The 23,059-nt window shown below is 63.3% G+C and carries 22 protein-coding genes; 10 read left to right on the forward strand and 12 right to left on the reverse strand.

Annotation, left to right across the window (positions count from 1 at the left end; all coding sequences use genetic code 11):
• From ACFE72_RS22055 to ACFE72_RS22080, 6 genes are all read right to left on the reverse strand, one after another.
• Nucleotides 1-1,238: NAD(P)(+) transhydrogenase (Re/Si-specific) subunit beta (locus ACFE72_RS22055; protein ID WP_375415254.1), on the reverse strand; the 1,238-nt coding region annotated here is incomplete at its 3' end.
• A gap of 151 nt (nt 1,239-1,389) precedes the next feature.
• Nucleotides 1,390-1,707, reverse strand: coding sequence for a proton-translocating transhydrogenase family protein (locus ACFE72_RS22060; RefSeq protein ID WP_375415255.1), 318 nt, complete (start codon nt 1,705-1,707; stop codon nt 1,390-1,392).
• Between the two features lie 11 nt (nt 1,708-1,718).
• Nucleotides 1,719-2,846, reverse strand: a complete 1,128-nt coding sequence (locus ACFE72_RS22065) for a Re/Si-specific NAD(P)(+) transhydrogenase subunit alpha (protein WP_375415256.1) — start codon at nt 2,844-2,846, stop codon at nt 1,719-1,721.
• A gap of 71 nt (nt 2,847-2,917) precedes the next feature.
• Complete coding sequence (locus tag ACFE72_RS22070; protein WP_375415257.1) at nt 2,918-3,070, reverse strand: aa3-type cytochrome c oxidase subunit IV; 153 nt, start codon at nt 3,068-3,070, stop codon at nt 2,918-2,920.
• A 98-nt stretch (nt 3,071-3,168) separates the two neighbouring features.
• On the reverse strand, nt 3,169-6,135 hold the full coding sequence (locus ACFE72_RS22075; protein ID WP_375415258.1) for a patatin-like phospholipase family protein: 2,967 nt from the start codon (nt 6,133-6,135) through the stop codon (nt 3,169-3,171).
• Between the two features lie 78 nt (nt 6,136-6,213).
• Nucleotides 6,214-8,082: a M3 family oligoendopeptidase gene (locus ACFE72_RS22080; protein ID WP_375415259.1), complete on the reverse strand. Its 1,869-nt coding sequence runs from the start codon at nt 8,080-8,082 to the stop codon at nt 6,214-6,216.
• A gap of 122 nt (nt 8,083-8,204) precedes the next feature.
• Here ACFE72_RS22080 and ACFE72_RS22085 point away from each other — a divergent pair, with 122 nt between their 5' ends.
• The 3 genes from ACFE72_RS22085 to ACFE72_RS22095 all read left to right on the forward strand — a co-directional run bounded on the left by ACFE72_RS22085 (nt 8,205) and on the right by ACFE72_RS22095 (nt 14,122).
• Nucleotides 8,205-9,698, forward strand: coding sequence for a sigma-54-dependent transcriptional regulator (locus tag ACFE72_RS22085; RefSeq protein WP_375415260.1), 1,494 nt, complete (start codon nt 8,205-8,207; stop codon nt 9,696-9,698).
• 426 nt (nt 9,699-10,124) lie between these two features.
• Nucleotides 10,125-12,224 (forward strand): murein L,D-transpeptidase, encoded by a 2,100-nt coding sequence (locus tag ACFE72_RS22090; RefSeq protein WP_375415261.1) that lies wholly within the window; start codon nt 10,125-10,127, stop codon nt 12,222-12,224.
• A gap of 296 nt (nt 12,225-12,520) precedes the next feature.
• Complete coding sequence (locus tag ACFE72_RS22095; protein WP_375415262.1) at nt 12,521-14,122, forward strand: DUF882 domain-containing protein; 1,602 nt, start codon at nt 12,521-12,523, stop codon at nt 14,120-14,122.
• 192 nt (nt 14,123-14,314) lie between these two features.
• On the opposite strand, the gene ACFE72_RS22100 is transcribed toward ACFE72_RS22095, so the two are convergent.
• Nucleotides 14,315-14,584, reverse strand: a complete 270-nt coding sequence (locus ACFE72_RS22100; RefSeq protein WP_375415263.1) for a DUF2312 domain-containing protein — start codon at nt 14,582-14,584, stop codon at nt 14,315-14,317.
• 203 nt (nt 14,585-14,787) lie between these two features.
• On the reverse strand, nt 14,788-15,090 hold the full coding sequence (locus ACFE72_RS22105; RefSeq protein ID WP_375415264.1) for a DUF1244 domain-containing protein: 303 nt from the start codon (nt 15,088-15,090) through the stop codon (nt 14,788-14,790).
• Between the two features lie 187 nt (nt 15,091-15,277).
• Here ACFE72_RS22105 and ACFE72_RS22110 point away from each other — a divergent pair, with 187 nt between their 5' ends.
• Together ACFE72_RS22110 and pyk are read left to right on the forward strand one after the other, a co-directional pair.
• A complete protein-coding gene (locus tag ACFE72_RS22110) occupies nt 15,278-15,877 on the forward strand; it encodes a DUF1036 domain-containing protein (RefSeq protein WP_375415265.1) in 600 nt (199 codons plus the stop codon).
• Nucleotides 15,874-17,310, forward strand: a complete 1,437-nt coding sequence (pyk, locus tag ACFE72_RS22115) for a pyruvate kinase (protein ID WP_375415266.1) — start codon at nt 15,874-15,876, stop codon at nt 17,308-17,310. The genes ACFE72_RS22110 and pyk overlap by 4 nt, the downstream gene beginning before the upstream one ends.
• 15 nt (nt 17,311-17,325) lie before the next feature.
• Here pyk and ACFE72_RS22120 read toward each other — a convergent pair whose 3' ends face one another.
• Nucleotides 17,326-18,282, reverse strand: a complete 957-nt coding sequence (locus ACFE72_RS22120) for an alpha/beta fold hydrolase (RefSeq protein ID WP_375415267.1) — start codon at nt 18,280-18,282, stop codon at nt 17,326-17,328.
• Nucleotides 18,283-18,453: 171 nt separating this feature from the next.
• Between ACFE72_RS22120 and ACFE72_RS22125 the strand changes: the two genes are divergently transcribed.
• Nucleotides 18,454-18,633 carry a hypothetical protein gene (locus ACFE72_RS22125; RefSeq protein WP_375415268.1) on the forward strand — a complete coding sequence of 60 codons (180 nt, stop codon included), beginning with the start codon at nt 18,454-18,456 and terminating at the stop codon, nt 18,631-18,633.
• Between the two features lie 93 nt (nt 18,634-18,726).
• Here the strand turns inward: ACFE72_RS22125 and ACFE72_RS22130 are convergent, their stop codons facing one another.
• Entirely contained in the window at nt 18,727-19,323 is a 597-nt protein-coding gene (locus ACFE72_RS22130; RefSeq protein ID WP_375415269.1) for a tetratricopeptide repeat protein, read from the reverse strand.
• Between the two features lie 156 nt (nt 19,324-19,479).
• Nucleotides 19,480-19,605, reverse strand: coding sequence for a type B 50S ribosomal protein L36 (ykgO, locus tag ACFE72_RS22135; RefSeq protein WP_002718645.1), 126 nt, complete (start codon nt 19,603-19,605; stop codon nt 19,480-19,482).
• Nucleotides 19,606-19,857: 252 nt separating this feature from the next.
• Here ykgO and ACFE72_RS22140 point away from each other — a divergent pair, with 252 nt between their 5' ends.
• A complete protein-coding gene (locus ACFE72_RS22140; RefSeq protein WP_375415270.1) occupies nt 19,858-20,742 on the forward strand; it encodes an amidohydrolase family protein in 885 nt (294 codons plus the stop codon).
• 107 nt (nt 20,743-20,849) lie between these two features.
• On the opposite strand, the gene ACFE72_RS22145 is transcribed toward ACFE72_RS22140, so the two are convergent.
• Nucleotides 20,850-21,044 (reverse strand): hypothetical protein, encoded by a 195-nt coding sequence (locus tag ACFE72_RS22145; protein ID WP_375415271.1) that lies wholly within the window; start codon nt 21,042-21,044, stop codon nt 20,850-20,852.
• Between the two features lie 422 nt (nt 21,045-21,466).
• On the opposite strand from ACFE72_RS22145, the gene ACFE72_RS22150 reads away from it, so the two are divergent.
• The 3 genes from ACFE72_RS22150 (at nt 21,467) to ACFE72_RS22160 (ending at nt 22,865) form a co-directional block, all read left to right on the forward strand.
• Nucleotides 21,467-21,952: a YbaK/EbsC family protein gene (locus tag ACFE72_RS22150; RefSeq protein WP_375415272.1), complete on the forward strand. Its 486-nt coding sequence runs from the start codon at nt 21,467-21,469 to the stop codon at nt 21,950-21,952.
• Nucleotides 21,953-22,134: 182 nt separating this feature from the next.
• Nucleotides 22,135-22,407 (forward strand): PilZ domain-containing protein, encoded by a 273-nt coding sequence (locus ACFE72_RS22155; RefSeq protein ID WP_375415273.1) that lies wholly within the window; start codon nt 22,135-22,137, stop codon nt 22,405-22,407.
• A 68-nt stretch (nt 22,408-22,475) separates the two neighbouring features.
• The gene (locus ACFE72_RS22160) at nt 22,476-22,865 is read left to right on the forward strand and encodes a hypothetical protein (protein ID WP_375415274.1); all 390 of its coding nucleotides are present in this window, start codon (nt 22,476-22,478) and stop codon (nt 22,863-22,865) included.
• Nucleotides 22,866-23,059 lie beyond the last annotated feature (194 nt).

A 23,059-nucleotide genomic window follows, 5' to 3' on the forward strand; every position in this document is an offset into this window, starting at 1 on the left:
GGCATGCCGTAGATCGGCGAGGTCTTGTCGTCCTCGGCGGCGGGATTGGTGACGTCGTTGGCGCCGATCACGAAGGCGACGTCGGCCTGCGCGAATTCCGAATTGATGTCTTCCAGTTCGAACACTTCGTCATAGGGCACGTTGGCTTCGGCCAGCAGCACGTTCATGTGGCCGGGCATGCGGCCCGCGACGGGATGAATGGCGTACTTCACCTCGACGCCTTCCTTCTTCAGCGTGTCCGCCATTTCGCGCAGCGCGTGCTGCGCCTGCGCCACCGCCATGCCGTAGCCCGGCACGATGATCACCTTCTGCGCGTTCTTCATGATGAAGGCGGCGTCGTCGGCGGAGCCGAGTTTCACCGGCTTGACCTCGCCGCCGCCGGCGCCGGCCGCCGCGGTCTCCCCGCCGAAGCCGCCGAGGATGACCGAGATGAAGGAGCGGTTCATGGCGTGGCACATTATGTAGGACAGGATCGCGCCGCTCGATCCGACCAGTGCGCCGGTGATGATCAGCGCCGAATTGCCGAGCGTGAAGCCGATGCCGGCGGCGGCCCAGCCCGAATACGAGTTCAGCATCGAGATCACGACCGGCATGTCGGCGCCGCCGATCGGAATGATCAGCAATGCGCCGAGCACCAGGGCGATGACCGTGACCGCCCAGAAGTAGCCGGCAAGCCCGGTCTTGACCAACAGCGCGATGCAGACCACCAGCAACACGCCGAGCGCGATGTTGATGATGTGGCGGGCCGGCAGAATGATCGGCGCGCCGCTCATGCGGCCGGACAGTTTTGCGAAGGCGATCACCGAGCCTGTGAAGGTCAGCGCGCCGATGGCGACGCCGAGCGACATTTCGACCAGGCTGGAGCGGTGGATGGCGCCGGGGACGCCGATGTCGAACGCCGCCGGCGCATAGAAGGCGCCCGCGGCGACCAGCACCGCGGCCATGCCGACCAGCGAATGGAATGCGGCGACCAGTTCCGGCATCGACGTCATCGGCACCCGCCGCGCGATCACAGCACCTGCGCCGCCGCCGATGGCGATGCCGAGAATGACCAGCAGCCAGCCGGCCCCGTCCGCGGGGGGGTGGGCCGCGAGCGTGGTCGCGACCGCGATTGCCATGCCGATCATGCCGAAGAAGTTGCCCTGGCGCGACGAGGCCGGGCTCGACAGTCCGCGCAGCGACAGGATGAACAGGATGCCGGCGACCAGATACAGCACTGCGGCAAGATTGGCGTTCATGACCCGCGCACTCCTTCGGCGACATCGTCATGCCCGGGCTTGGCCCGGGCATCCACGTCTTGCGGCCTATCGTTGAAAAAGACGTGGATGGCCGGGACAAGCCCGGCCATGACGGCGAACGTTCGGAAGAGCTTGCTCATACCACCCCCGCTCACTTCTGCTTCTTCTTGTACATCGCGAGCATGCGCTGCGTGACCAGGAAGCCGCCGAAAATATTGACGCAGGCAAAAATCAGCGCGACGAAGCCAAAACCGCGCGCCCAGCCGGTGCCGCCGCCGGTCAAAGCGACGCCGACCGCGAGCAGCGCGCCGACCACGATCACCGACGAGATCGCGTTGGTGACCGACATCAGCGGCGTATGCAGCGCCGGCGTCACCGACCAAACCACGAAATAGCCGACGAACACCGCGAGCACGAAAATCGACAGCCGGAACACGAAGGGGTCGACGGCCTGCGCGATATGATCCATGGCGGGGCTCCTTATGCCTTCGGCTGAAAATTCGGATGGATGACGGCGCCGTCCTTGGTCAGCGCGGTGGCCTTGACCAGTTCGTCGTCCCAGTTCACCGCGAGCGCTTTTGTCGTTTTGTCGATCAAGGTTTCGATGAAGGAAAAAAGATTGCGCGCATAAAGCCCCGACGCCGACGCCGCGACGCGGCCGGCGACATTGGTGTAGCCGACGATCTTGATGCCGCCGACGTCGGCAACTTCGCCGGCCCTGGCGCCCTCGACATTGCCGCCGCGCTCGACGGCGAGGTCGACCAGCACCGAGCCCGGCTTCATCGACTTGACCATCTCGGCGCTGACAAGCCTCGGCGCGGGACGGCCGGGAATCAGCGCCGTGGTGATGATGATGTCCTGCTTCTTGATGTGTTCGGCGGTGAGCGCGGCCTGCTTGGCCTGATACTCTTTCGACATTTCCTTGGCGTAGCCGCCCGCGGTTTCCGCCTGCCTGAATTCCTCGTCCTCGACCGCGAGGAATTTCGCCCCCAGGCTTTCGACCTGTTCTTTCACCGCAGGACGCACGTCGGTCGCGGTGACGACGGCGCCCAGACGCCGCGCCGTCGCGATCGCCTGCAGGCCGGCGACGCCGACCCCCATCACGAACACCTTCGCCGCCGGAATGGTGCCCGCCGCGGTCATCATCATCGGGAACGCGCGGCCGAAGGCTTCGGCCGCCTCGATCACGGCTCGGTAGCCGGCCAGATTGGCCTGGCTCGACAGCACGTCCATCACTTGCGCGCGGGTGATGCGCGGCATCAACTCCATCGCGAACGCCGACACGCCGGCGTCGGCCATCGCCTTAAGGGCGGCATCATTGCCGTAGGGATCCATGATCGCGACCACCAGCGCGCCGCGCCTGTATCGAGCGAGTTCCGACGGCTCCGGACGTTTCACCTTGATGACGATGTCGGCGTCCGTCAGCGCATCGGCGCTGACCGACGCGCCTGCCGCCGCGAATTCCGAATCCGGCAATCCCGATTTGATGCCCGCCCCGGGCTCGACGGCGATATCGACGCCCAGCGCCTTGAATTTCTTCACCGTGTCGGGCGACGCCGCCACCCGCGGCTCGGAGGGGTCGATTTCCTTGGCAACGGCAATCTTCATGGGGCCTCCGACGGCGGTGGGCGCAGCGCGTGAGCGAGCGCGCCGATCAAGGGCGCGATCGGTGATAAAGATCAGGTCAGGAAAAGCGCCATCAGCGCAACGATCACGATCACGCTGCCGGTGCCGTACTTCACCAGCTTGATGAAGCCTTCGTAGGTCTGCTCATGCGCGGGATAATCATTGCCGTCAGCGGCCGTGTAAGCCACTTTGTTATGCTCAGCCATCAGTCTCTCCAGCCAATATTCGACGATTGAGCTTGGAATTACCGCAATAGAAAAGCAAGGGCAACCAATGTTCTACGGCGGCCCTCCCGGCAGGCAAGCTAGTTGGCGGGCGCCGCCGGGGGCAAGGCGCCAAACAAGGCCTCCCGGACATCCTTGATCGATTGCACAGCCATGTCGTTGAACGTCGTTGTCACGCCAGGCTGGCGGTCGACGGCCGCGGTTATCTCATGCTCGCCGCTCAGGAAGCCGTGCGCCATATGAAAGCCGAGCGCGCGATAAACCTCGAACTGTTCTTCGCTAAAGAACTGATCGCTGGTCGTTTCGTGGGGGAAACTGCTGTTCCGCCGCGCATAGTCGCGGATGTAATCGTTCTCGTCGCCGGTCAGCGACGACTTGATATATACCAGATATCCCTTCTGGCATTCGCCATAGTCGATGACGCCGATCGCCACATGGGCGCGGTCCTTACACGGCGCCGATGCCGCGGGTTTGCCGGCATTGCCATTCATCAATTCCAGCGTACGCGCCCGGATCGGGCCCCACGGCAGGTCGATGAGAATGCCGAGGTCGATCCGCGCATATCGCTGCAGCGTCATCAGCGATGAAAAATTCATCGGCGCATCGGCTTCCGCGTCGACCGCGATGATGAGCTTGCACCGGCGCCGCAGCAGTTCGTAGACACCGAGATTTTCGATATGGCCGCCATCGGTGAGATAGACGGCCTCGGCATTCTCATAGAGCCGGCCGGTAATCTCCGACCAGAGATATAGCGGCGTCGAGCGGTGCGGCGGCTTGCCGTCGGCTTTCACATAACGCGGGTTTTTGAGCCAGTATCCCAACCGCACATTGAGCAACGCCAGCGTCGGCGTCAGCGACTTGACGGAATTCGAACCCATATTGGAGGAAGCCGCCGCGCCCGAGATCGCCATCGCGGTTGCGACGTCAAGGCCGGGGGCGACTGCCTCGAACTCCTTGGTCATGGCATAGCGCGTGGCCTCGCTGCCGACATGCAGCGCCGAAAACAGAAAGAAATCCGCGTTTCTGCCGCGCCGGTTGGCGAAGTCGGATCCCTGGATATTCAGCGCGGCATTGATGAGCTGATAAGGCGCCTTCAATTCCGGTTTTCCGGATGCCGGATCTGTTGCGCAAAGCGCGCTCAGCTTCAGATCATCCAGATCGGGGAAATCGCGGCCCTGATCCAGGCTCGCCTCGTTGCGCGGGGGCTCGCCGGCAATGCCTGTGCCGCGTTCGGGCGGGTCGGGGTTGAACAGAAAAGCCTTGCTGAGGCGGTCGCGATAGAGACGGTGCAGTGAATTGGCGTTCGGCGTGAGAATCCAGGAGATTGCAAACAGGATAAGCGCCGCCGCAAAATAAAGAATGGCCATCGGCACATTCACATTATTGCCGAACGCTTCGTTGCGGAAACTCACCTTGGCGAACGGAACCGTATTCGGCCTGCCGAAATCCGGGTCGCCGGGAATGCGCACCGATGCGGACGGCAGCCAACTCGGAATGTGCGATGCCACGCTGGCGGGTTTCTTTCCCGCAGTGTTCGCGGCTTCCTTGCCCGCAATCTCCGCCGAGAGCGTCTTTGCTTCAGAATTGAACTGGATCTTGCCCGATACCCCGGCAGGCACCGCCGGCGACGCCGGCCCGTCCGATTGCGCCGGCACGCATTGGCGGTTCGCAGCGGCAATGGCGGCAACCTTGTCGTTGGCGACGCCCCAATAGCTCAGATAAAGATACGCGGTCCATATCAACAGAGGCAGCGCCAGCCCTGCAACCCACACCGCAGCCTTGGCGGCGTAGGCCAGAATGCGCGGGGTCAGTTCCGAGGCGCCGGCGCCCTTTATCAAATCCGCAAATTGCTGCCCGAACAGCGCCACCGCAGCGGCCACGGGAGCCGTAACTGCGGTAAGCCATTTGATCCATCCGCTCACCACGCCGGCGACGATGCCCGCCTCCTGATCCATGACGCCTTCGGCGACGTCGAACATCTCGGCAATCATGAAGGGCTGGAATTCGAAGAAGGCGATCACCGCAACCAGCACCAGATAGGTGGCGCCCATGGTCGGCAGTTGACCGCGGAATTCCTGCAATTTGTCCGGCCGACGGCGCGACCGCCACAGCGCCCAGGCCAGAAACAATCCCAGTCCCATCAAGACGGACGACAGCGTCAGCCCGAAGTGCCTCACCTGCACGAGGCGCGCGAGATCGCAGATCGCGCCGATCGTGACGGCGAGACCAGCCAGATACGCCGCGAAGATGTGATATCCCTTGCTGCGGTGACGCACGAAAACGCCATAGCAACTCTCGAAGCAAATGAACGCCAACAGGGCGGCCAGCATTCCGGTCAGCGTGAATGCGAATTTTTCGATCAATCGGGCCGGCAGGAAAGGCAGCCAGCCCGACAGGAACCAGAAAGGATTTCGCTCACCGACGTCGATGCCGAACAGATTCGCCACATAAAGGCACGACCGCGCCGGGTTCGACATGATCGTGACGGCGACGAGCAGCAATACCACCGGCAATGTCAGACTGAGATTGGCGACGAGACCACGCACGACAATGGCAAGCCCGGTCAGCAGATCGCGCGCGCCGGCCGGAATCAGGTAGTTGGAGTAGTTTCGGAGATGGCCCACCGCGGGCGTATCGCTGATTTCGGCGGCGGAAGCAGCCGATCCAGCGGTCGGACGGTTTCCGAATACGAATCTCCCCGTCTGAGTCATGGTCGCGGAGAGGGAGCTGCCGATGTAACCGCCGCCCGATACCGTCGATAGATAGTCGATGCGCTCGATCACATCGTGATGATTGAGCGCCTGCAGTACGCCCAGGCCAACGGCCGAGGAACGGATTCCACCGCCGGACAGCGCCAGGCCTGCAACGTCGATCATCCGGCCGGGCTTGAGAGCGGCTGGCGGTATCGGGCGCTCGCTGCGGCGGCTGTTGATGGCCTCGATTTCGCGCTGGACGATAGTGAAGTGTTTTTCTTCCCAGGATTTACCGTCGCCGGCGGCGCGGTGGTCCGGCTCCGCGCCTGCCTGCCGTTTCGCTCGATCGGCCATGCTTGCCCCCCTGCTCGGCATCGCATGCTAGTGGTAACCGGCAGTTGAGCGCAACAGTTCGACCCGCATTATGCCTGATCAGGACATCTCTTCGAGCTCATCAATCATGCCGGCGATGACCGACAAACCGCCGTCCCAGAATTTCGGATCCCTGGCGTCGAGGCCGAACGGCATCAGCAATTCGGAGTAATGTTTGGTGCCGCCGGCCGACAGCATTGCCAGATAGCGTCCGGCGAAACCGTGCTGGGCATTTTCGTAGACCGCATAGAGCGAGTTGACCAGGCAGTCGCCGAACGCATACGCATAAACGTAGAACGGCGAATGGATGAAGTGCGGAATGTACATCCAGAAATTCTCGTAGCCGGGTCGCAATTCGATCGCCGGACCGAGGCTCTCGCTTTGCACGCTGAGCCAGATTTCGCCGATGCGCTGGGCGGTCAGTTCGCCGTTGCGCCGTTCGGTGTGGACGGCGCGCTCGAACGAATAGAACGCGATCTGCCGCACCACGGTGTTGATCATGTCCTCGACCTTGCCGGCGAGCAGCGCCTGGCGCCGCCTGGCGTTTTTGGTTTCGGCCAATAACCGCTTGAAGGTCAGCATCTCGCCGAACACGCTTGCGGTCTCCGCAAGCGTCAGCGGCGTCGGCGCCATCAGCGCGCCGTTTCCGGCCGCCAGGACCTGATGCACGCCGTGACCGAGTTCATGCGCCAGCGTCATCACGTCGCGCGGCTTGCCCTGGTAATTCATCAGCACATAGGGATGCGCCGACGGCGTGGTCGGATGCGAGAACGCGCCCGGCGCCTTGCCCGGCCGCACCGGCGCATCGATCCAGCGATCGGTAAAAAACCGTTCGGCGATGCCGGCCATCTCCGGCGAGAACGCGCCATAGGCGGTCAGCACCATGTTTTTTGCATCGTCCCAGGCGATGCTGCCGGTGGCGGCAAACGGCAGCGGCGCATTGCGGTCCCAGTGCGCGAGCCTCTTCTTGTTGAACCAGCTCGCCTTGAGCCGATAGTAGCGATGCGACAGCCGCGGATAGGCTGCGCGCACCGACCCCACCAGCGCGTCGACCACCTCGCGTTCGACGCGGTTGGCCAAGTGACGGGAATCCGCGACGTCCTCAAAACCGCGCCAGCGGTCGGATATTTCCTTGTCCTTGGCGAGCGTGTTGGTGACCAGAGCGAAGGTCCGCTCGTTGGCCTTGAAGGTTTTTGCCAGCGCCTGTGCTGCCGCCTTGCGGTTTTCCGGCGCGCGGTCCTGCAGCAGGTTCAGCGTCGGCTCGATCGCGAGTTCGCGTCCAGCCACCTTGAAGCGGAGCGCTGAAATGGTCTGATCGAACAGCCGGTTCCAGGCGGCATAGCCGCTCTGGGATTTTTCGTGGAACAGCTGCTCGACGCGATCCTCAAGCTGATACGGCTTGTCCTTGCGGAGATCTTCGATCCAGGGGCGATAATGTCCGAGTTCGGACGCCTGCATCGCGCGTTCGATCACCGCGTCGTCAACCCGGTTGAGTTCGAGCGCGAAGAACAGCAGATGCACCGATGCCGCGGTCAGGCGTTCGGAAACATCGCCATAGAATTTGGAGATCGAAGCATCGACGCTGTCGCCGGCATGGGCCAGGCTGGCATAGGATCCGAGCCGTCCGGCGAGATCGTCGATCGCTTCATAGCGTTTTACGGCACCGGCGAGCCAGGGCCCACCGCCATCCTTCGCCGTCTCCGCCGCCAGCCTGCCCTTGTAATCCTGTTCGAATGCAATGCATTCCGCGTCCATCCGATCGAGGTCGCGGACGACTTCCGGCGCGTCGATCCCGGAATAGAGATCGGCCAGATTCCACTCCGGCAGTTTCCCCGGCTTCGATCCACCCCTAACTTTTGCGGTGGATGCTTTCCTGGTCGATTTGCGTTGGGCGGAAGACTTGCGGAGAGCAGAGGAGCGCGCGGCCATGTATTCCAACCCGTTATGCGTTTCAACTAGAAAGAGGAGCCGCACCCCTTAAGAGCGCGTTAATCGCCATCGGCGAGAGTGCCCCGATTCGAGACAGATAGTTGTAAGTAGCGGGGAACGCCATGGCTGCCACCATTTTGATCGCCGACGATGACGCGGTGCAACGTCGTCTGGTGGAAAACATGGTGCAGCGATGCGGTTACCAGACCCTGGTCGTCGAGAGCGGCGACGCCGCCGTCGCCATGCTGGCCGCGCCGGAACCCAAGGCGATCGACGCCATCATGCTCGATCTGGTGATGCCCGGCCTTGACGGCATGGGCGTGCTCGCGAAAATTCGCGAAGCCGGATTGAATATTCCGGTGATCGTGCAGACCGCCCATGGCGGCATCGACAATGTGGTGTCGGCGATGCGTGCCGGTGCGCATGACTTCGTGGTGAAACCTGTCGGCATCGAGCGGCTGCAAGTATCGCTGCGCAACGCCCTCAATGCCAGCGCGCTGAAGGGCGAATTGCAGCGGATCAAACACAGCCGCGAGGGCAAACTGACCTTCGCCGACATCATCACCCGCAGCGAGGCGATGGCCAGCGTGCTGCGCACCGCGCAGAAGGCGGCGGGCTCCGCCATCCCGGTTTTGATCGAGGGCGAATCCGGCGTCGGCAAGGAACTGTTCGCGCGCGCGATCCACGGCACCGGCGAACGCGCCTCGAAACCTTTTGTCGCGGTCAATTGCGGCGCGATCCCCGACAATCTCGTGGAGTCGATCCTGTTCGGACACGAAAAGGGGGCGTTCACCGGCGCCACCGAACGTCATACCGGCAAATTCGTCGAAGCCTCCGGCGGCACGCTGTTTCTCGACGAGGTCAGCGAACTGCCGCTGAGCGCGCAGGTGAAGCTGCTTCGCGCGCTGCAGGAGGGTGCCGTGGAAGCAGTTGGCGGACGCAAGCCGGTCAAGGTCGATGTCCGGATCGTCTCCGCCACCAATCGCAAGCTGCTCGACCGCGTCAAGGCCGGCCAGTTCCGTGAGGATCTGTTCTACCGCCTTCATGTGTTGCCGCTGACGATTCCTCCCTTGCGGATGCGCCGCGAGGATATCCCGCATCTGCTGCGGCATTTTCTGGCAAGGTTTTGCGCCGAAGAAAACCGCTCCGTCACCGGCATCAGCGGCGAGGCGATGGCGCGGCTGGCTCAACTCGAGTGGCCCGGCAATATCCGGCAACTCGAAAACGCGGTCTATCGCGCCGTGGTGATGAGCGAGGGCGATCAGCTTGGTCTTGCCGATTTCCCGCAGGTCAATGCGGCGATGTCTCCCGACGCACGCCATCCTCCGGCCGAACCACTCGTCATCGATCCGGCCTTTCATTCCACGGCGCCTGCGGTGGTAGCAGGTAATGAAATACCCATTGCTCCCCTGCCGGCAGCCGGAAGCCTGTCGATGCTGACGAGCAGCGGCGACATGCGCCCGCTTGAAGACATGGAAACAGAGATCATCCGGTTCGCGATCTCGCATTATCGCGGTCAGATGTCCGAAGTCGCGCGGCGATTGAAAATCGGGCGCTCTACTCTCTACCGTAAGCTCGATGAAGCCGCCGACGATCCGGTTTCGGGATCGGATTGAACGCGCCGCAATTGAGGACGCTTTCAGCGCGCCAAGATGTTCCGCTTCGGTGCCAGCACCCATGCATCGTTCGGAACCCGGCCCGCGATGCGGATGGCAGCGTTGAACCGTTGCCGGCCGGTGACAGACAAAAGGAAAAGCGCGTGGCAAAAGCGCGCATCCGTTGCAAAGGATGCGGTTTGAAGTCAGTTTGTCGTGAGGTGCACCGCGTGGCACTGGCCGCATGAATTGAGCGCGTGTATCGTCTGCGTATGAATCGGCGCGTGCAGGCGTATCATCGCTATCCTGATTTGGAGCGCATTCAGACGCCTTCGTTGACTGAATTCGTTTCTAGACCCGATCAAGCCGGCGCATTTAGCGAAAGCTGTGACGGACAATACCAAGAGCTGTTCCATGCCGGGGCAGTTTCACCCAAGGGGTGTGACGATGCGTGACTATTGCAATGGCCGTGCTGGATTTGATCGCGTGCTGATGGCCGTCGCGGCAACATTCCTCACGGTGTCCACGACCGCCGCATTTGCGCAGGCCGATCCGGTCCGCAGCACGGCAGACCTCGCGATCGACGCAGCGATCCCGCGCCCCGAGCCGGCAAATGTACCGCCGCCGACGGCCGCCGATTTCAAGCCGGACACCACCGCCTCCGTGCCCGACGCCTCCCGGATCACCGAAAAGGCCGTCGAAACCAAACCGGCCGAGACCGCCACGGCTCCGGTCGGCGACACCAGAAAAGAAGATACTGCCGTTGCGCCAGCCGCCGCGACAGCGACGCCCGCGGGCGAACCTGCAAAGGAAGCGGTCAAGGCCGCAAGCAATGTCGCGCCGGCGGATCAACCCGTCGCCGACCGGCTGCGCGACATGCTGGGGGTGAAGTCGTCAAAGTATTTTGACCGCAAGGGCGAACGCGCCGCCGTCGAGAAATTCTACACCGCGCGCGACTATGCGCCGGTCTGGACCCAAGGCGGTGCGCTCGGCGCCGCCGCCAAGGGCGTCGTTGCGCGCCTCAAGGACGCCGCGGCCGATGGCCTCAACGCCGCCGATTACCCGGTGCCGGATTTCGCCGCCGCGACCTCGCCCGATGCGCTCGCGGACGCCGAACTCAAGCTGACCGCCAGCGTGCTGGACTATGCCCGCCACGCCCAGAGCGGCCGCATGCACTGGTCGCAGGTCAGCGCCGACATCCTCTATCCGGAGCATCCGACCGACCCCGCTGAAGTGCTGGTCAATGTCACGACCGCGAAGGACGCCAGCGCGGCGCTGGAGGGTTACAACCCGCCGCAAAAGCTCTATCGGGAATTGCGGGCGAAGCTCGCCGAATTGCGCGGCCAGGGCGACGGCCCGGTGATTCAGATCGCCGACGGCCCGCCGTTGAAATATGTTCCCGCGCGCAAAAAACAGCCGGAAGTCCTGATGGACGATCCGCGCGTACCACAATTGCGCGCCAAGCTCGGCATCACCGAGAATGCCGACGATACCCGTTACGACGCCAAGGTTGCCGAAGCGGTGCGCAAGTTCCAGGACGGCGCCGATCTCAAGGCTACCGGCGTGCTCGATGATCGCACCGTCAAGGCGATCAACAGCCCGAAGCGCGACCGCGCCATCGACACGGTGATCGTCAACATGGAGCGCTGGCGCTGGCTGCCGCGCCAGCTCGGCGCGCCGGCGATCGGCAACGCCTATGTCATCCTCAACATTCCCGACTATACGCTGAAGGTGATGCAGAACGGCGGACAGGTCTGGACCACCAGGGTGGTCACGGGCAAGCCGGGCACCCATGCGACGCCGCTGCTGACGGAGACGATGAAGTTCATCACCGTCAATCCGACCTGGAACGTGCCGCCGTCGATCATCTACAACGAATACCTGCCGGCGCTGCAGCAGGACCCCACGGTGCTGTCGCGCATGGGATTGAAGCTCGAGCGCGCGCGTGATGGCAGCATCCACATTTCGCAGCCGCCCGGCGAAGCCAACGCGCTTGGCCGCGTGCGTTTCAACTTCCCGAACAAGTTCCTGGTCTATCAGCACGACACGCCGGACAAGCATCTGTTCGCCAAGGAAGAGCGCGCGTTCAGCCACGGCTGCATGCGGGTGCAAAATCCGGATCAATACGCCGCGACCCTGCTCAACATTACCCTGCCGAACGAGCGTTACACGCCGGAGCGGATCCGCGGCATGTACGGCCGCAGCGAGATCGACATCAAATTTCCGACGCCGATCCCGGTCAACATCACCTATCAGACCGCGTTCGTGGATGACGGCGGCAAGCTGCAACTGCGCAAGGACGTCTACGGCCGCGACGCGGCGATGCTGTCGATCCTTCGCAATGCCAAGGGCAAGGATCTCGAAAGCGTGGTGGCGCATTCGCAGCCGAGCTATGGCCGTCCGAGCCGTGCATCGCTGCCTTCGAACGTTGCCTATGCCGGAGACTACAATTCCGGGCCGTCGTTCTTCGAGCGGCTGTTCGGCGGGCCGCAGACCCCTCCGCCCCCCGCGCGCGGGCAGCGTCCTCGACGGGTTATCCCCCGCTAGGCAATGGTCGCCCCGCTCGGTGGTCGAGCTAATAATTAAATATTTTCAAGGGCTTCACCGCGGTGAAGCCCTTTTTAACGTGCCCTAGGATGATCCGCGTTAACCATTGTCCATCCGGAATTCGGCAGCGGGCACTTTTTCGCCATACTCCGGGTTAAGGTTACGCCTTAAGGCTGGAGGGATGGGGTCCGTAAATATCAATTAACCCTCCTGCCTTAAGACTGCGTTCATCCTCTCTTGCTTCTTCGGGGTCGCAAGAGAGTCCCTCGACTGGTCGTCCTCTGGGTGGGCTCATAGTGCTGGTTGGTTTCGCGCGCGGTTTGAAATCGCTGCCGCTCTCACGCGCCGGATGTCATGCCGGGCTGGCGTCACTGCTGCTTTTGGCAGGCGCCGGATCGGTGCACGACGCCACGGCGCTGGGTGAAACCCGCACCCTTTCATTCCATCACACCCATTCCGACGAAGACCTTACCGTTACCTTCAAGCGCAACGGACGCTACGACGACGACGCGCTGAAGCAGATCAATCACTTCCTTCGCGACTGGCGCAGCCAGGACCAGACCACGATGGATCGGCACCTGTTCGACATCCTCTGGGAAGTCTACCGCGACGTCGACGGCAAGCAGCCGATCCAGATCATTTCCGCCTACCGCTCTCCCGCCACCAACGCCATGCTCCGCCGCCGCTCGTCGGGCGTCGCGCGTTTCAGCCAGCATATGCTCGGCCACGCCATGGATTTCTTCATTCCGGGCATTCCGCTCGAGCAAATCCGTTTCGCCGGGCTTCGCCTGCAGCGCGGTGGCGTCGGCTTCTACCCCACATCAGGCTCGCCCTTCGTCCATCTCGACACCGGCAGCATCCGCCACTGGCCGCGGATGAGCCACGACCAACTGGCGCGCGTGTTCCCGAACGGCCGCACCGTGCATGTTCCGTCCGACGGCAATCCGCTGCCCGGTTACGAACTGGCCAAGGCTGACATCGAAAAACGCGGCGACGGCGATGATGCTTCCTATTCCAGGAGCAAGCCGAGCCTGCTGGCCTCGTTGTTCAAAGGTAAATCGTCGAGCGACGAGGATGACGAGGGCCCGGCCATCGCACCCGGCAAGCCCTCCTCGGCCAGCGTAATGGCCGCAGCCGTTCCCGCGAAATCTGCCGATCCCGTTCCGGTGCCGCGCGCCAAACCGACGGCGGCCGCGACCTTCCAGTTGGCCTCGGCTGACGCGCAACTCATCCCGCTCGGCAAGCCCGCAAAGCAGGCGGCTCCTTCGATCAACAAGACCGAACCAAAACCGCAGACGCCGGCTGATATCATCAATGCGCGCGGCTTCTGGGGCGACAGCCCGGCTACGCCGAAGCAGGCAACGCCGGCCCAAGTCGCGGCCCTCAGCGCCCGCCAGGCGGTAACCGCCGCCGACCCGCAATCCACCGCCAGCATTTCCGCGGCATTCCAGGCGCTTGCTTACGCGCCGGCGGCGGCGCCTTCTCCGGCTGAACGTCCCAACATCGTTGCGGCAACCGCGCCGATGCCGCGGATCGTCCGCCCGGCCTCGCCCGCACGCAATCCGATGGCTGTGAACAACATCACCACCGTTGTCGCCAAGGGCTCGCAGCGCTTGGTCGCGAACGCGACCCGGCTGGCGTCCGCCACGAAGAGCAACGATGTCTGGATGCGCGCGATGATTCTTTCGCCCAGCGCCAGCACGTCGATGTCGGTGTCGGCGATGGGTGATCCCGATCTGACGCTGATGCGCTCGTATTTCGTCAAGCCGCTGGTCGCGGTGACGATGAGCTTCTCCGACGACCCCCTGCTGGGCCTGATGAGCGATCAATTCACCGGACCGGCCATCGCAACGCTGGCAACCCAGTCGTTCGTGACGCGCACCGCTTCGCTGCGCTGAGCCTCGCCGCAGTTCCTGCATGCCTCCCGTGTAGTCGTCAGGCCCGGCCTTGTGCCGGGCATCCGCGTCTTTCTTTCTGATGTGGAGCAAAGACGTGGATGGCCGGGACAAGCCCGGCCATGACGTAGAACCGCTGCCCGGCCTTGTGCCGGGCATGACGGCGTTATGGGCTGCGCGAACAATACGTCCGCCTCACAGCATCCCCAGCGCCTGCATGTAGGTTTCCAGGATGGTTTCGTGTTCCTGCCGCTCGCTCTCGTCCTGCTTGCGCAGCCGCACGATGGTGCGCAACGCCTTGACGTCGAAGCCATTGCCCTTGGCCTCCGCGTAGACGTCGCGGATGTCGTCCGAAATGGTTTTCTTCTCTTCCTCCAGCCGTTCGATGCGTTCGATGATGGCCTTGAGCTGGTCTTTTGCGAATTTGGTCGCGGGCTCTTCCTTGACGGCGGCAGCGGTAGCCATCCTGTACTCCTGAACTGACGGTGGGAAACACGGACGCGCCTTGCCGCGCACCGCGTCCGATGACAGTCGGAAGTAGCGCGGCTTGCGTCAAGCCAACATCGCGATCATCCACAGCGACACACAGGGAAGACGCCCGTCATGCCCGGCCTTGTACCGGCCACGACGGAGAAAAATGGTGGCCTCGACCGCCGAAGCGTGAAGCGTCAATGCCCGCCAGAACTCTTTTTCATCGCCGCAAGCTGTTCGGGAGTGGCGGCGCCCTGATGAGCGGCTTTCCAGGTCTCGTAGGGCATGCCATAGACAGCCTCGCGGCTCGCGTCCTTGGTCATGGCAACGCCGTTGGCGTCGGCCTCTTCCTTGAGCCAGTTCGACAGGCAATTGCGGCAGAAGCCGGCGAGGTTCATCAAGTCGATATTCTGGACATCGGTGCGGGAGCGCAGATGTTCCACCAGGCGGCGGAATACGGCCGCTTCCAGTTCCGTCCTGGTTTTGTCGTCCGTGGTCATGGCCATGATCTCGCTGTTTGCTCCAGCTATTGATAATACATGGGACTTGTCACAGATTTTGCCATATCGCAGCCCAGACAGCGCAGCGGGTGAATTTCGGCCTGCCTAGCCTGAAAAGCCGCCGCAACCGTTGACAGCACCCCGTGGCCGACGCGAAATCATCAAAGAATCGATATAGTTTCCCTGAATGACCCCACAACCCACCCCTCACCGCTGGCTGCTTTGCCCACAGGCACTCGCCGCGGGCCTGACACCGATGCTGGCGTTCGCGGCGATGTGCCTGTGCAGCGGTCCGGCGGCGGCGGATTTCCGTCTCTGCAACAATACCTCGAGCCGGGTCGGCATCGCTCTCGGCTACAAGGATGCCGAGGGCTGGACCACGGAAGGGTGGTGGAACGTGTCCTCGCGAGCCTGCGAGACGTTGCTGCGCGGCACGCTGGTGGCGCGGTTCTATTATATCTATGCGCTCGATTACGATCGCGGCGGAGAATGGTCCGGACAGGCCTTCATGTGTTCGCGTGACAAGGAATTCACCATCAAGGGCACCGAGAACTGCCTGGCGCGCGGCTTCGACCGCACCGGCTTTTTCGAGGTCGATACCGGCGAACAGCGCGCCTGGACCGTGCAACTGACCGAATCCAACGAAACGCCGACGCAGCGCGTGCCGGGGATTCCCGGAACGGTCGGTCCCGGCGGACCGGGCGGGCTTCCCGGCCTGCCCAATTCGCCGGGTGGCACGCCTCCGGGCGCGTCCGGGCTGCCGCCGGCGCCCGGAACCCGGAAATGAGACGTCTTCGACGCATCAAGATCCTCGCCACCCTCGGCCCGGCGTCTTCCGACAGCGCGATGATCCGCCGCCTGTTCGAGGCCGGCGCCGACGTGTTCCGCATCAATATGAGCCACACCTCGCACGACAAGATGCGCGAACTGGTGACGACGATCCGCAATGTCGAGAGCAGCTACGGCCGGCCGATCGGCATCCTGGTCGACCTTCAGGGACCCAAGCTTCGGGTCGGCTCGTTCGCCGAAGGCTCCGTCCAGCTCAAGAACGGCGCGAGCTTCGTGCTGGATTCCGACAAGACGCCCGGCGACAGCACCCGCGTCCAGCTTCCGCATCCGGAAATTCTCGCAGCCCTGAGGCCGGGACACGCGCTGCTGCTCGACGACGGCAAGGTGCGCCTGATCGCGGAGGAAACCGCGCCGGAACGCGCCGTCACCCGCGTCGTGATCGGAGGCAAGATGTCGGACCGCAAGGGCGTCAGCCTGCCCGACACCGACCTGCCGGTTTCAGCGATGACGCCCAAGGACCGCGCCGACCTCGAGGCCGCACTGGTGACCGGGATCGACTGGGTGGCGCTGTCGTTCGTGCAGCGCGCCGAGGATGTGGTCGAGGCCAAGAAGCTGATCCGCGGACGCGCCGCGGTGATGGCGAAGATCGAGAAGCCGCAGGCGATCGACCGCCTCCCTGAAATCATCGAAGCATCCGACGCCTTGATGGTGGCGCGCGGCGACCTCGGCGTCGAACTGCCCTTGGAGCGGGTGCCGAGCCTGCAGAAGCAGATGACGCGGCTGGCGCGGCGCGCCGGCAAGCCGGTGGTGGTCGCGACCCAGATGCTGGAATCGATGATCCAGAGTCCGGTGCCGACGCGCGCCGAGGTTTCCGACGTTGCAACGGCGGTCTATGAGGGCGCCGACGCCATCATGCTCTCGGCAGAATCCGCGGCCGGAAAGTTTCCGGTCGAAGCGGTGTCGACGATGAATCGCATCGGTGAAGAAGTGGAGCGCGATCCGATCTATCGCGGGGTGCTGACCGCGCAACGGTTTCCGCCGGAAGCCACCGCCGGCGACGCTATCGCCGACGCCGCACGCCAGATCGCCGAAACCCTGGAACTGTCCGCGATCATCTGCTGGACGAGTTCGGGATCGACCGCGATTCGCGTCGCGCGCGAACGGCCGAAACCTCCCGTGGTTGCGATCACGGCTAACCTCGCAACCGGACGCAAACTGTCGCTGGTTTGGGGGGTGCACTGCGTGGTCGCCGAAGACGCCCATGACCAGGATGACATGATCGATCGCGCCAACAGCATCGCGTTCCGCGACGGCTTTGCCAAGGCCGGACAGCGTGTCATCGTCGTCGCCGGGGTGCCGCTCGGCACCCCCGGCGCCACCAACATGCTGCGCATCGCCTATGTCGGGCCGAACCGCGACGCCGAAGTTTGAACGACGGCGATCATCTCAGCGCATGGCCGCCTTCGGTGCCGCGCTCAGGCCTGTGAGCATCATCTCGATCTCATGAACGACGACGTCAGGGGCGGCATATTGCACCATGTGGCCGACGCCGGGCAGCACGATCAGCCTGGCGTTCGGCACCGCGGCTGCGAGCCGGCGTGAATGAATGGTCGGCGATACGGTGGTATCGGCATCGCCCGTGATCGCCACCACCGGCACCCTGATGTTTGCGTAACGCGGCGCCTGCTCGGCCACCGCGGCTTTCAGCGTCACCAGATCCCAGGCATTGGCGAGGAATTCGCGCGGCCGCAGCAGCAAAGGCGTCGCCGAGGCTCCGACGAAGCCGGTCGGCATGATCTGCGGCGCGAACACGCTGCGCGCACCCGGCTCGGCAAGAAGCAATCCAAGCGGCAGCGTGATGGTATAGGCAAGCAGCGGGCCGATCACCGGCGTGGTGACGGCCTTGTTGTACCATCCGACGCCGCCGGGCCACGGATAGGCCACCGGCGCCAGCATCACCAGGCCCGCGACGCGCCGCGGGTAATCCAGCGCCAGTAACGGACCAAGCGCACCAGCCAGCGAATGAACCACGACGATCGCGCTGCCTATCCGGAGTTTTTCCAGCGCCTGATCGATCATTTTCGCCTGCATGGCCGGCGTCGAATTTTCCAGATCGTCGCGCGTACTCCAGCCGTGCCCGGGGCGGTCGATCAGGATGACGCGATGGTTTTTGGCGAGGAGATCGCTCAGAGGGCGCATGGATTCGAGATTTGAGCTGGCGCCATGGATCATTACGATCGGCGTGCCGACGTCGCGCGGCCCGAGATCGACGACGTTAAGGCGTGCGCCGGATAGCTCGATGATCGTGCCCTGCGGCGAATAGATGCGCTGCAGCGCCAAGACGCCGGCCTGCGTGATCAGCGCCAGAACAGCCAGCGCCGCCACGCCCGCGAGAATGATCATGAATGTTATCCGGCCGATCTTGTGCACGGACCAGCTACGCGGCCGACGCGGCGAGGTTTCGCGGCCAGACCGCCGCCGCTCCGGTGTGGCACCGGAATTGTCCACAATATCCACAGGAACGGTGCGCGGCATCGTCACAGTTCCGTCATGGGATCACAGAAGGATCGAGGCATGAAAACATACCTCGACGAGACCGCGATCGACGAGATCATTGCCGCCTGCAACGGCGACATGCGGGGCGCGCTGAAAGCGCTGATGCTCGTGAACGAGCAATTGGAAGCCGAGCTTCAGCAGCTTCATGCGGCGGCCAGCGGATTGGCCCTGCAGCGCGCCAAGTCCGCCCTGCACTGATTCGTCATGGGGAATGCGCCTGATGGTGCAGACCCCGGACGCAGGGCGCTGGATCGGCTGGCGCGAAAATGCAGCTATGCGGACGGACGAAGGTCAAATGTCCCGGCCTTCGACTTTTTCGGTGAGGGTCTTCACCAGCTCCGGGACTTTATCGAGATGCGGATTGACCGCGAGCGCCCTGCGGAAGGCATCGAGCGCGCGCCTTTCATCGCCGAGTTCCTGCATGATCATGCCCAACCCGGCCAGCGCGCCGAAATGCCGTGGCTCGCGGGAAAGCACCTGTTCGATATCCTCCAGCGAGCGCGTGTAGTCGTTCTGGATATAATACAGCGTCGCGCGCTTGTTCCACGCCTCGACATATTCGGGCCGCAGCTTGACCACAGCGTCGAGCAGCTTCAGCGCGACATCCATCTGCTTGGCATCCATCGCAGCTTTCACCCGCGTCATCAGCAGCGCGGCGGTGTCGCTCGGGGTCTGCATCCACAGCGCCCAGATCCGCGCTTCGACATGCCTGGCGCTGGCCTCGTCGGGAGCAGCCTTGAGCGCGCCGAACAGGAAGTCCAGGCCGCGGGTGCGGTCGGCGCCAACATTGGGCAGTTTTGCGGGAGCTTCAGGCAGCTTTTTCTGCTGCTTCTGCGGCGCGAGCTTCGGGTTCTGCGCCTGCGCAGACGCGGGCGCGAACGCAAGCATCGCGGCCATCATCGCGCCGAGAAAAATCCCGCATCTGCCGGGTCGTGGAAATCTCGCTGCCATCGCGAAAGTCTAGACGCAGACAAACCCGCTGCAAAGCAGCGCGGCGTCAAACTGCCGTGATTTTCAGTGGCTCGAACGGGGGGAGGACGCGAATCAACCCTGGCGGGCCTTGAATCGGCGCTGCACCTTGTTGATCACATAGACCCGACCCTTGCGGCGGACCAGACGGTTGTTGCGATGGCGGCCGCGCAGCGATTTCAACGAGTTGCGGACCTTCATGGGACAATCCTAAGCTTCTGAAAGGCCGTGCTCGACAGGCCGAAATTACAGCGAAATGGGCTTTATCCCGCCGGCGGCCGGGCCGCCCGGGACGCGCGGTTTCTAGGCCATCGAACAGCCGAATGTCAATCCGGACCGCGGCTTTCCAGGCCGCGCCGTTTTTGTTAATCCGTTGCGGCAGGCATGCGGCGAACCACGGGCAAAACCGGGGCAACCGCGCATCCCTGCTAAATGCTTGCCGGGATTGACAAAATGCCAAAATTATCGCTGCTCGATCCCGACGACTTCGTCGCCATCGACATTCACACCCATGCCGAGGAGCCATGCGGCATGCATGGCGACGACGGCTACGACGACTTCCAGGCGCAGATGGCGGAGTATTTCAAGTCGCCGAACAAGCATCCGCCGACGGTGCAGGAAACCGCGGCGTATTATCGCGCCAAGAAAATCGCCGCGGTGATCTTCCCGGTCGATGCCGAACGCGAGACCGGCTTCCGCCGCTACAACAACACCGAGATGCTGGAAATCGCCGCGCAAAATTCCGACGTGCTGATTCCCTTTGTCAGCATCGATCCGCACAAGGGCAAGCTCGGCGTGCGCGAGGCGAAGCGGCTGATCGAGGAATACGGCGTCAAGGGATTCAAATTCCATCCTACCATGCAGGGTTTCTATCCCAACGACCGCATGGCCTATCCGCTGTACGAGGCGATCAATGACGGCGGCGCGATCGCGCTGTTTCATACCGGACAGACCGGGGTGGGAAGCGGCATGCCCGGCGGCATGGGAATGCGGTTGAAATACTCCAATCCGATGTACATGGACGACGTCGCCGCCGACTTCCCCGATTTGCGGATCATCCTCGCGCACCCCTCCTTCCCGTGGCAGGAAGAGGCGCTGTCGGTGGCAACCCACAAGCCCAACGTCTACATCGACCTTTCCGGCTGGTCGCCGAAATATTTTCCGCCGATCCTGGTGCGCTACATCAACAGCATTTTGCAGGACAAGATGCTGTTCGGCTCGGACTGGCCGGTGATTACCCCGGACCGCTGGCTTTCGGATTTCGCCAGGCTGGAAATCCGCGACGAGATCCGGCCCAAGGTGCTGAAGGCGAATGCGCGGAAGCTGCTGGGGATCTGAGCCGTAGGGTTAGCGCCGAAGGCGCGTAACCCACCGCGCCGAATGAGCCGCTTGCATTGCTTTGGCGGGTTACGGCGTTGCGCGCCCGGCCCGTCCTACGACTTCACTTACGCAACCAGGCGCAGATCCCTTGCACCGGCTCTCGCGCCGTCGCATTCCCCGGAATGAGACGCGATCTGATCGAGGGCCAGGTGCCGCCATTTCTCGGCCTCAGCAAGCAGCTTCCAACTGTCTTCGGGATGAAGCGCGGCGCCCTGACGATACAAGGATTCCATCGCACGGCAGTGAACGAGCTCTTTCATCGTCACCTCCAGATTCGGTCTGAATATTCTAAGCCCGGTTTTGCACCGGCGTCAGTACGATTATGCGACAGAACGGTTGTCGTATCGCCCGGCCCGACACCCTCACCGGCAGTTGCGATCAATGCCTGATGGACTATTTTCCTTAACCCGCCGGAGGTTTGGGGGCTCGCAGTCGAAAAGAAATCCCGTCACATGAAAACGAGCCGGCCATTCCGGGTTTGCCCGAAATCGCCGGCTCGTTGAAGACTCGACCGCTGTTGGCTATCCGCGTCCGGCGCCGCTTGGGCAGCGAGCGGTCATGTTTTCTCCGAGAAGACAACCACAGCGCCGGCAGAGCGTTCCGCGGACCGTTAATTTATTCCACGCTGGGATATAAGCCTGTATTTAGCATTCGTCCTTCCGCCCATGCAAACGACCCACCCATGAGCCTCGAATCCGTCCGCGCCTTCTTCGCCGACAAGGCCCCCGATGTCGCGGTGATCGAATCGCATCTCAGTTCCGCGACGGTGGCGCTGGCCGCCGAGGCCTATGGCGTCGCGCCGTCACGGATCGCAAAAACGCTGGCGCTGCGCGTGGGCGATCGCGTGGTGCTGATCGTGGCCAGCGGCAGCGCGCGGATGGACAACAAGAAGGTCAAGGCGCATTTCGGCGGCAAGCCGAAGATGCTCAACGCCGTTGAGGTGGCGGAGATCACCGGCCACGACGTCGGCGGCGTCTGTCCGTTCGGTCTGAAAACGCCGCTGCCGATTTATTGCGACGTATCGCTGAAGCCGTTCGAGGAGGTCGTGCCGGCGGCCGGCTCGACCCACAGCGCGGTGCGGATCGCGCCATCGCGGATGGCGGAACTGACCTCGGCCGAATGGGTCGACGTGTGCGGGGAAAACGCAGCGCAGGACGCGCAGTCCTGATCGTGGTGTCGGGCGCTGCGAGCAACGACGCAACGAAACGATCCGGTCCCCTGCGCTTGGAACGCTTCGCGGAGCCCGCCCGCCGGCGCGCGATCACCGTTGGCGGTAACGCACGGTTAACCTTGCTGCGCTCCGCGCCGGTTGGTAAATCGTTAGTGGTGTCGGACTAAACTCGCCCCATCATGTCCAGCCAGCCCGCCATCCTTGCGACCGCCATGGAAGACCGCCGACGGGGTCCGCGCGCCGACGTCGACGAGCCCGCCTATATTTCCAGCGGCGGATCAAGCACGCGTTGCCGGCTGGTAAACGTCTCCGCCGAGGGCGCAGCGATCGAAGTGCCGGACCCGGCGTTCATTCCCGGCCGCTTTCAGTTGATGACCGAGAACGACCGCGTCGTCCGCAACTGCCGGATCGTCTGGACCAAGCAAAACCGGATCGGCGTGGTCTTCGAGTAAGCGCTTTTTTAAGTGGACTCGCCGTCATTGCCGGGCTTTGATCCAGCCGATCAACCAGGATCCGCGTCATGTTCCGCAACATGCTATCAGCCGTTTTGGCGACCGCCCTCGCCGCATCGATGCTCGATACCGGCAAGGCGGTCGCTGCCGACCGCAGCGTCGCCGGCCTCCACAGCGGCCAGCGCGGCGCGCGACAGGTCATCATCAGGCGCGCACTGCCTGGCCTGCCGCGGGCGCATTACAGCTACCGGACCACGGTCATTGCCGGCCCGCCCGTGCCCTATGACGCGCGTCCCATCGCCTATGGCCGTTATCCCTATGCGCCTTACACCAACAGCTACGGCATTCCGGCGGCCGTCATCGTCGACCCGGTCGATCCCGCCTTGCTCTGGCGACCGCTGCCTTATGACGACGTCTATGCCACGCCGTATTCGTGCTTCTATTACGGTAGTTGCTGATCTTTGAATGCCGTCATTGCGAAAAGCGCAAGCGACGAAGCAATCCGGTCGCTATTCACATATCGCGTCATACGCGCGCTTGACCCGCGTATCCATCATTCTTCGAAAGGCTTTTGCGAAGCAGGATGGATTGCCGGGTCAAGCCCACGGCTGTCCGGTTCGATTTAAGTGGACGTAGCGCATGGCATGGATTC

Source organism: uncultured Bradyrhizobium sp. (genome assembly GCF_964252615.1).
Lineage (GTDB): Bacteria > Pseudomonadota > Alphaproteobacteria > Rhizobiales > Xanthobacteraceae > Bradyrhizobium.

Excerpts from the sequence above, each read along its gene's own strand:
- ACFE72_RS22060 (WP_375415255.1), bottom strand. The coding sequence starts at position 1,707 with ATGGATCATATCGCGCAGGCCGTCGACCCCTTCGTGTTCCGGCTGTCG.
- ACFE72_RS22065 (WP_375415256.1), bottom strand. The coding sequence starts at position 2,846 with ATGAAGATTGCCGTTGCCAAGGAAATCGACCCCTCCGAGCCGCGGGTG.
- ACFE72_RS22070 (WP_375415257.1), bottom strand. The coding sequence starts at position 3,070 with ATGGCTGAGCATAACAAAGTGGCTTACACGGCCGCTGACGGCAATGAT.
- ACFE72_RS22075 (WP_375415258.1), bottom strand. The coding sequence starts at position 6,135 with ATGGCCGATCGAGCGAAACGGCAGGCAGGCGCGGAGCCGGACCACCGC.
- ACFE72_RS22080 (WP_375415259.1), bottom strand. The coding sequence starts at position 8,082 with ATGGCCGCGCGCTCCTCTGCTCTCCGCAAGTCTTCCGCCCAACGCAAA.
- ACFE72_RS22085 (WP_375415260.1), top strand. The coding sequence starts at position 8,205 with ATGGCTGCCACCATTTTGATCGCCGACGATGACGCGGTGCAACGTCGT.
- ACFE72_RS22090 (WP_375415261.1), top strand. The coding sequence starts at position 10,125 with ATGCGTGACTATTGCAATGGCCGTGCTGGATTTGATCGCGTGCTGATG.
- ACFE72_RS22100 (WP_375415263.1), bottom strand. The coding sequence starts at position 14,584 with ATGGCTACCGCTGCCGCCGTCAAGGAAGAGCCCGCGACCAAATTCGCA.
- ACFE72_RS22105 (WP_375415264.1), bottom strand. The coding sequence starts at position 15,090 with ATGACCACGGACGACAAAACCAGGACGGAACTGGAAGCGGCCGTATTC.
- ACFE72_RS22110 (WP_375415265.1), top strand. The coding sequence starts at position 15,278 with ATGACCCCACAACCCACCCCTCACCGCTGGCTGCTTTGCCCACAGGCA.
- pyk (WP_375415266.1), top strand. The coding sequence starts at position 15,874 with ATGAGACGTCTTCGACGCATCAAGATCCTCGCCACCCTCGGCCCGGCG.
- ACFE72_RS22120 (WP_375415267.1), bottom strand. The coding sequence starts at position 18,282 with ATGATCATTCTCGCGGGCGTGGCGGCGCTGGCTGTTCTGGCGCTGATC.
- ACFE72_RS22125 (WP_375415268.1), top strand. The coding sequence starts at position 18,454 with ATGAAAACATACCTCGACGAGACCGCGATCGACGAGATCATTGCCGCC.
- ACFE72_RS22130 (WP_375415269.1), bottom strand. The coding sequence starts at position 19,323 with ATGCTTGCGTTCGCGCCCGCGTCTGCGCAGGCGCAGAACCCGAAGCTC.
- ykgO (WP_002718645.1), bottom strand. The coding sequence starts at position 19,605 with ATGAAGGTCCGCAACTCGTTGAAATCGCTGCGCGGCCGCCATCGCAAC.
- ACFE72_RS22140 (WP_375415270.1), top strand. The coding sequence starts at position 19,858 with ATGCCAAAATTATCGCTGCTCGATCCCGACGACTTCGTCGCCATCGAC.
- ACFE72_RS22145 (WP_375415271.1), bottom strand. The coding sequence starts at position 21,044 with ATGAAAGAGCTCGTTCACTGCCGTGCGATGGAATCCTTGTATCGTCAG.
- ACFE72_RS22150 (WP_375415272.1), top strand. The coding sequence starts at position 21,467 with ATGAGCCTCGAATCCGTCCGCGCCTTCTTCGCCGACAAGGCCCCCGAT.
- ACFE72_RS22155 (WP_375415273.1), top strand. The coding sequence starts at position 22,135 with ATGTCCAGCCAGCCCGCCATCCTTGCGACCGCCATGGAAGACCGCCGA.
- ACFE72_RS22160 (WP_375415274.1), top strand. The coding sequence starts at position 22,476 with ATGTTCCGCAACATGCTATCAGCCGTTTTGGCGACCGCCCTCGCCGCA.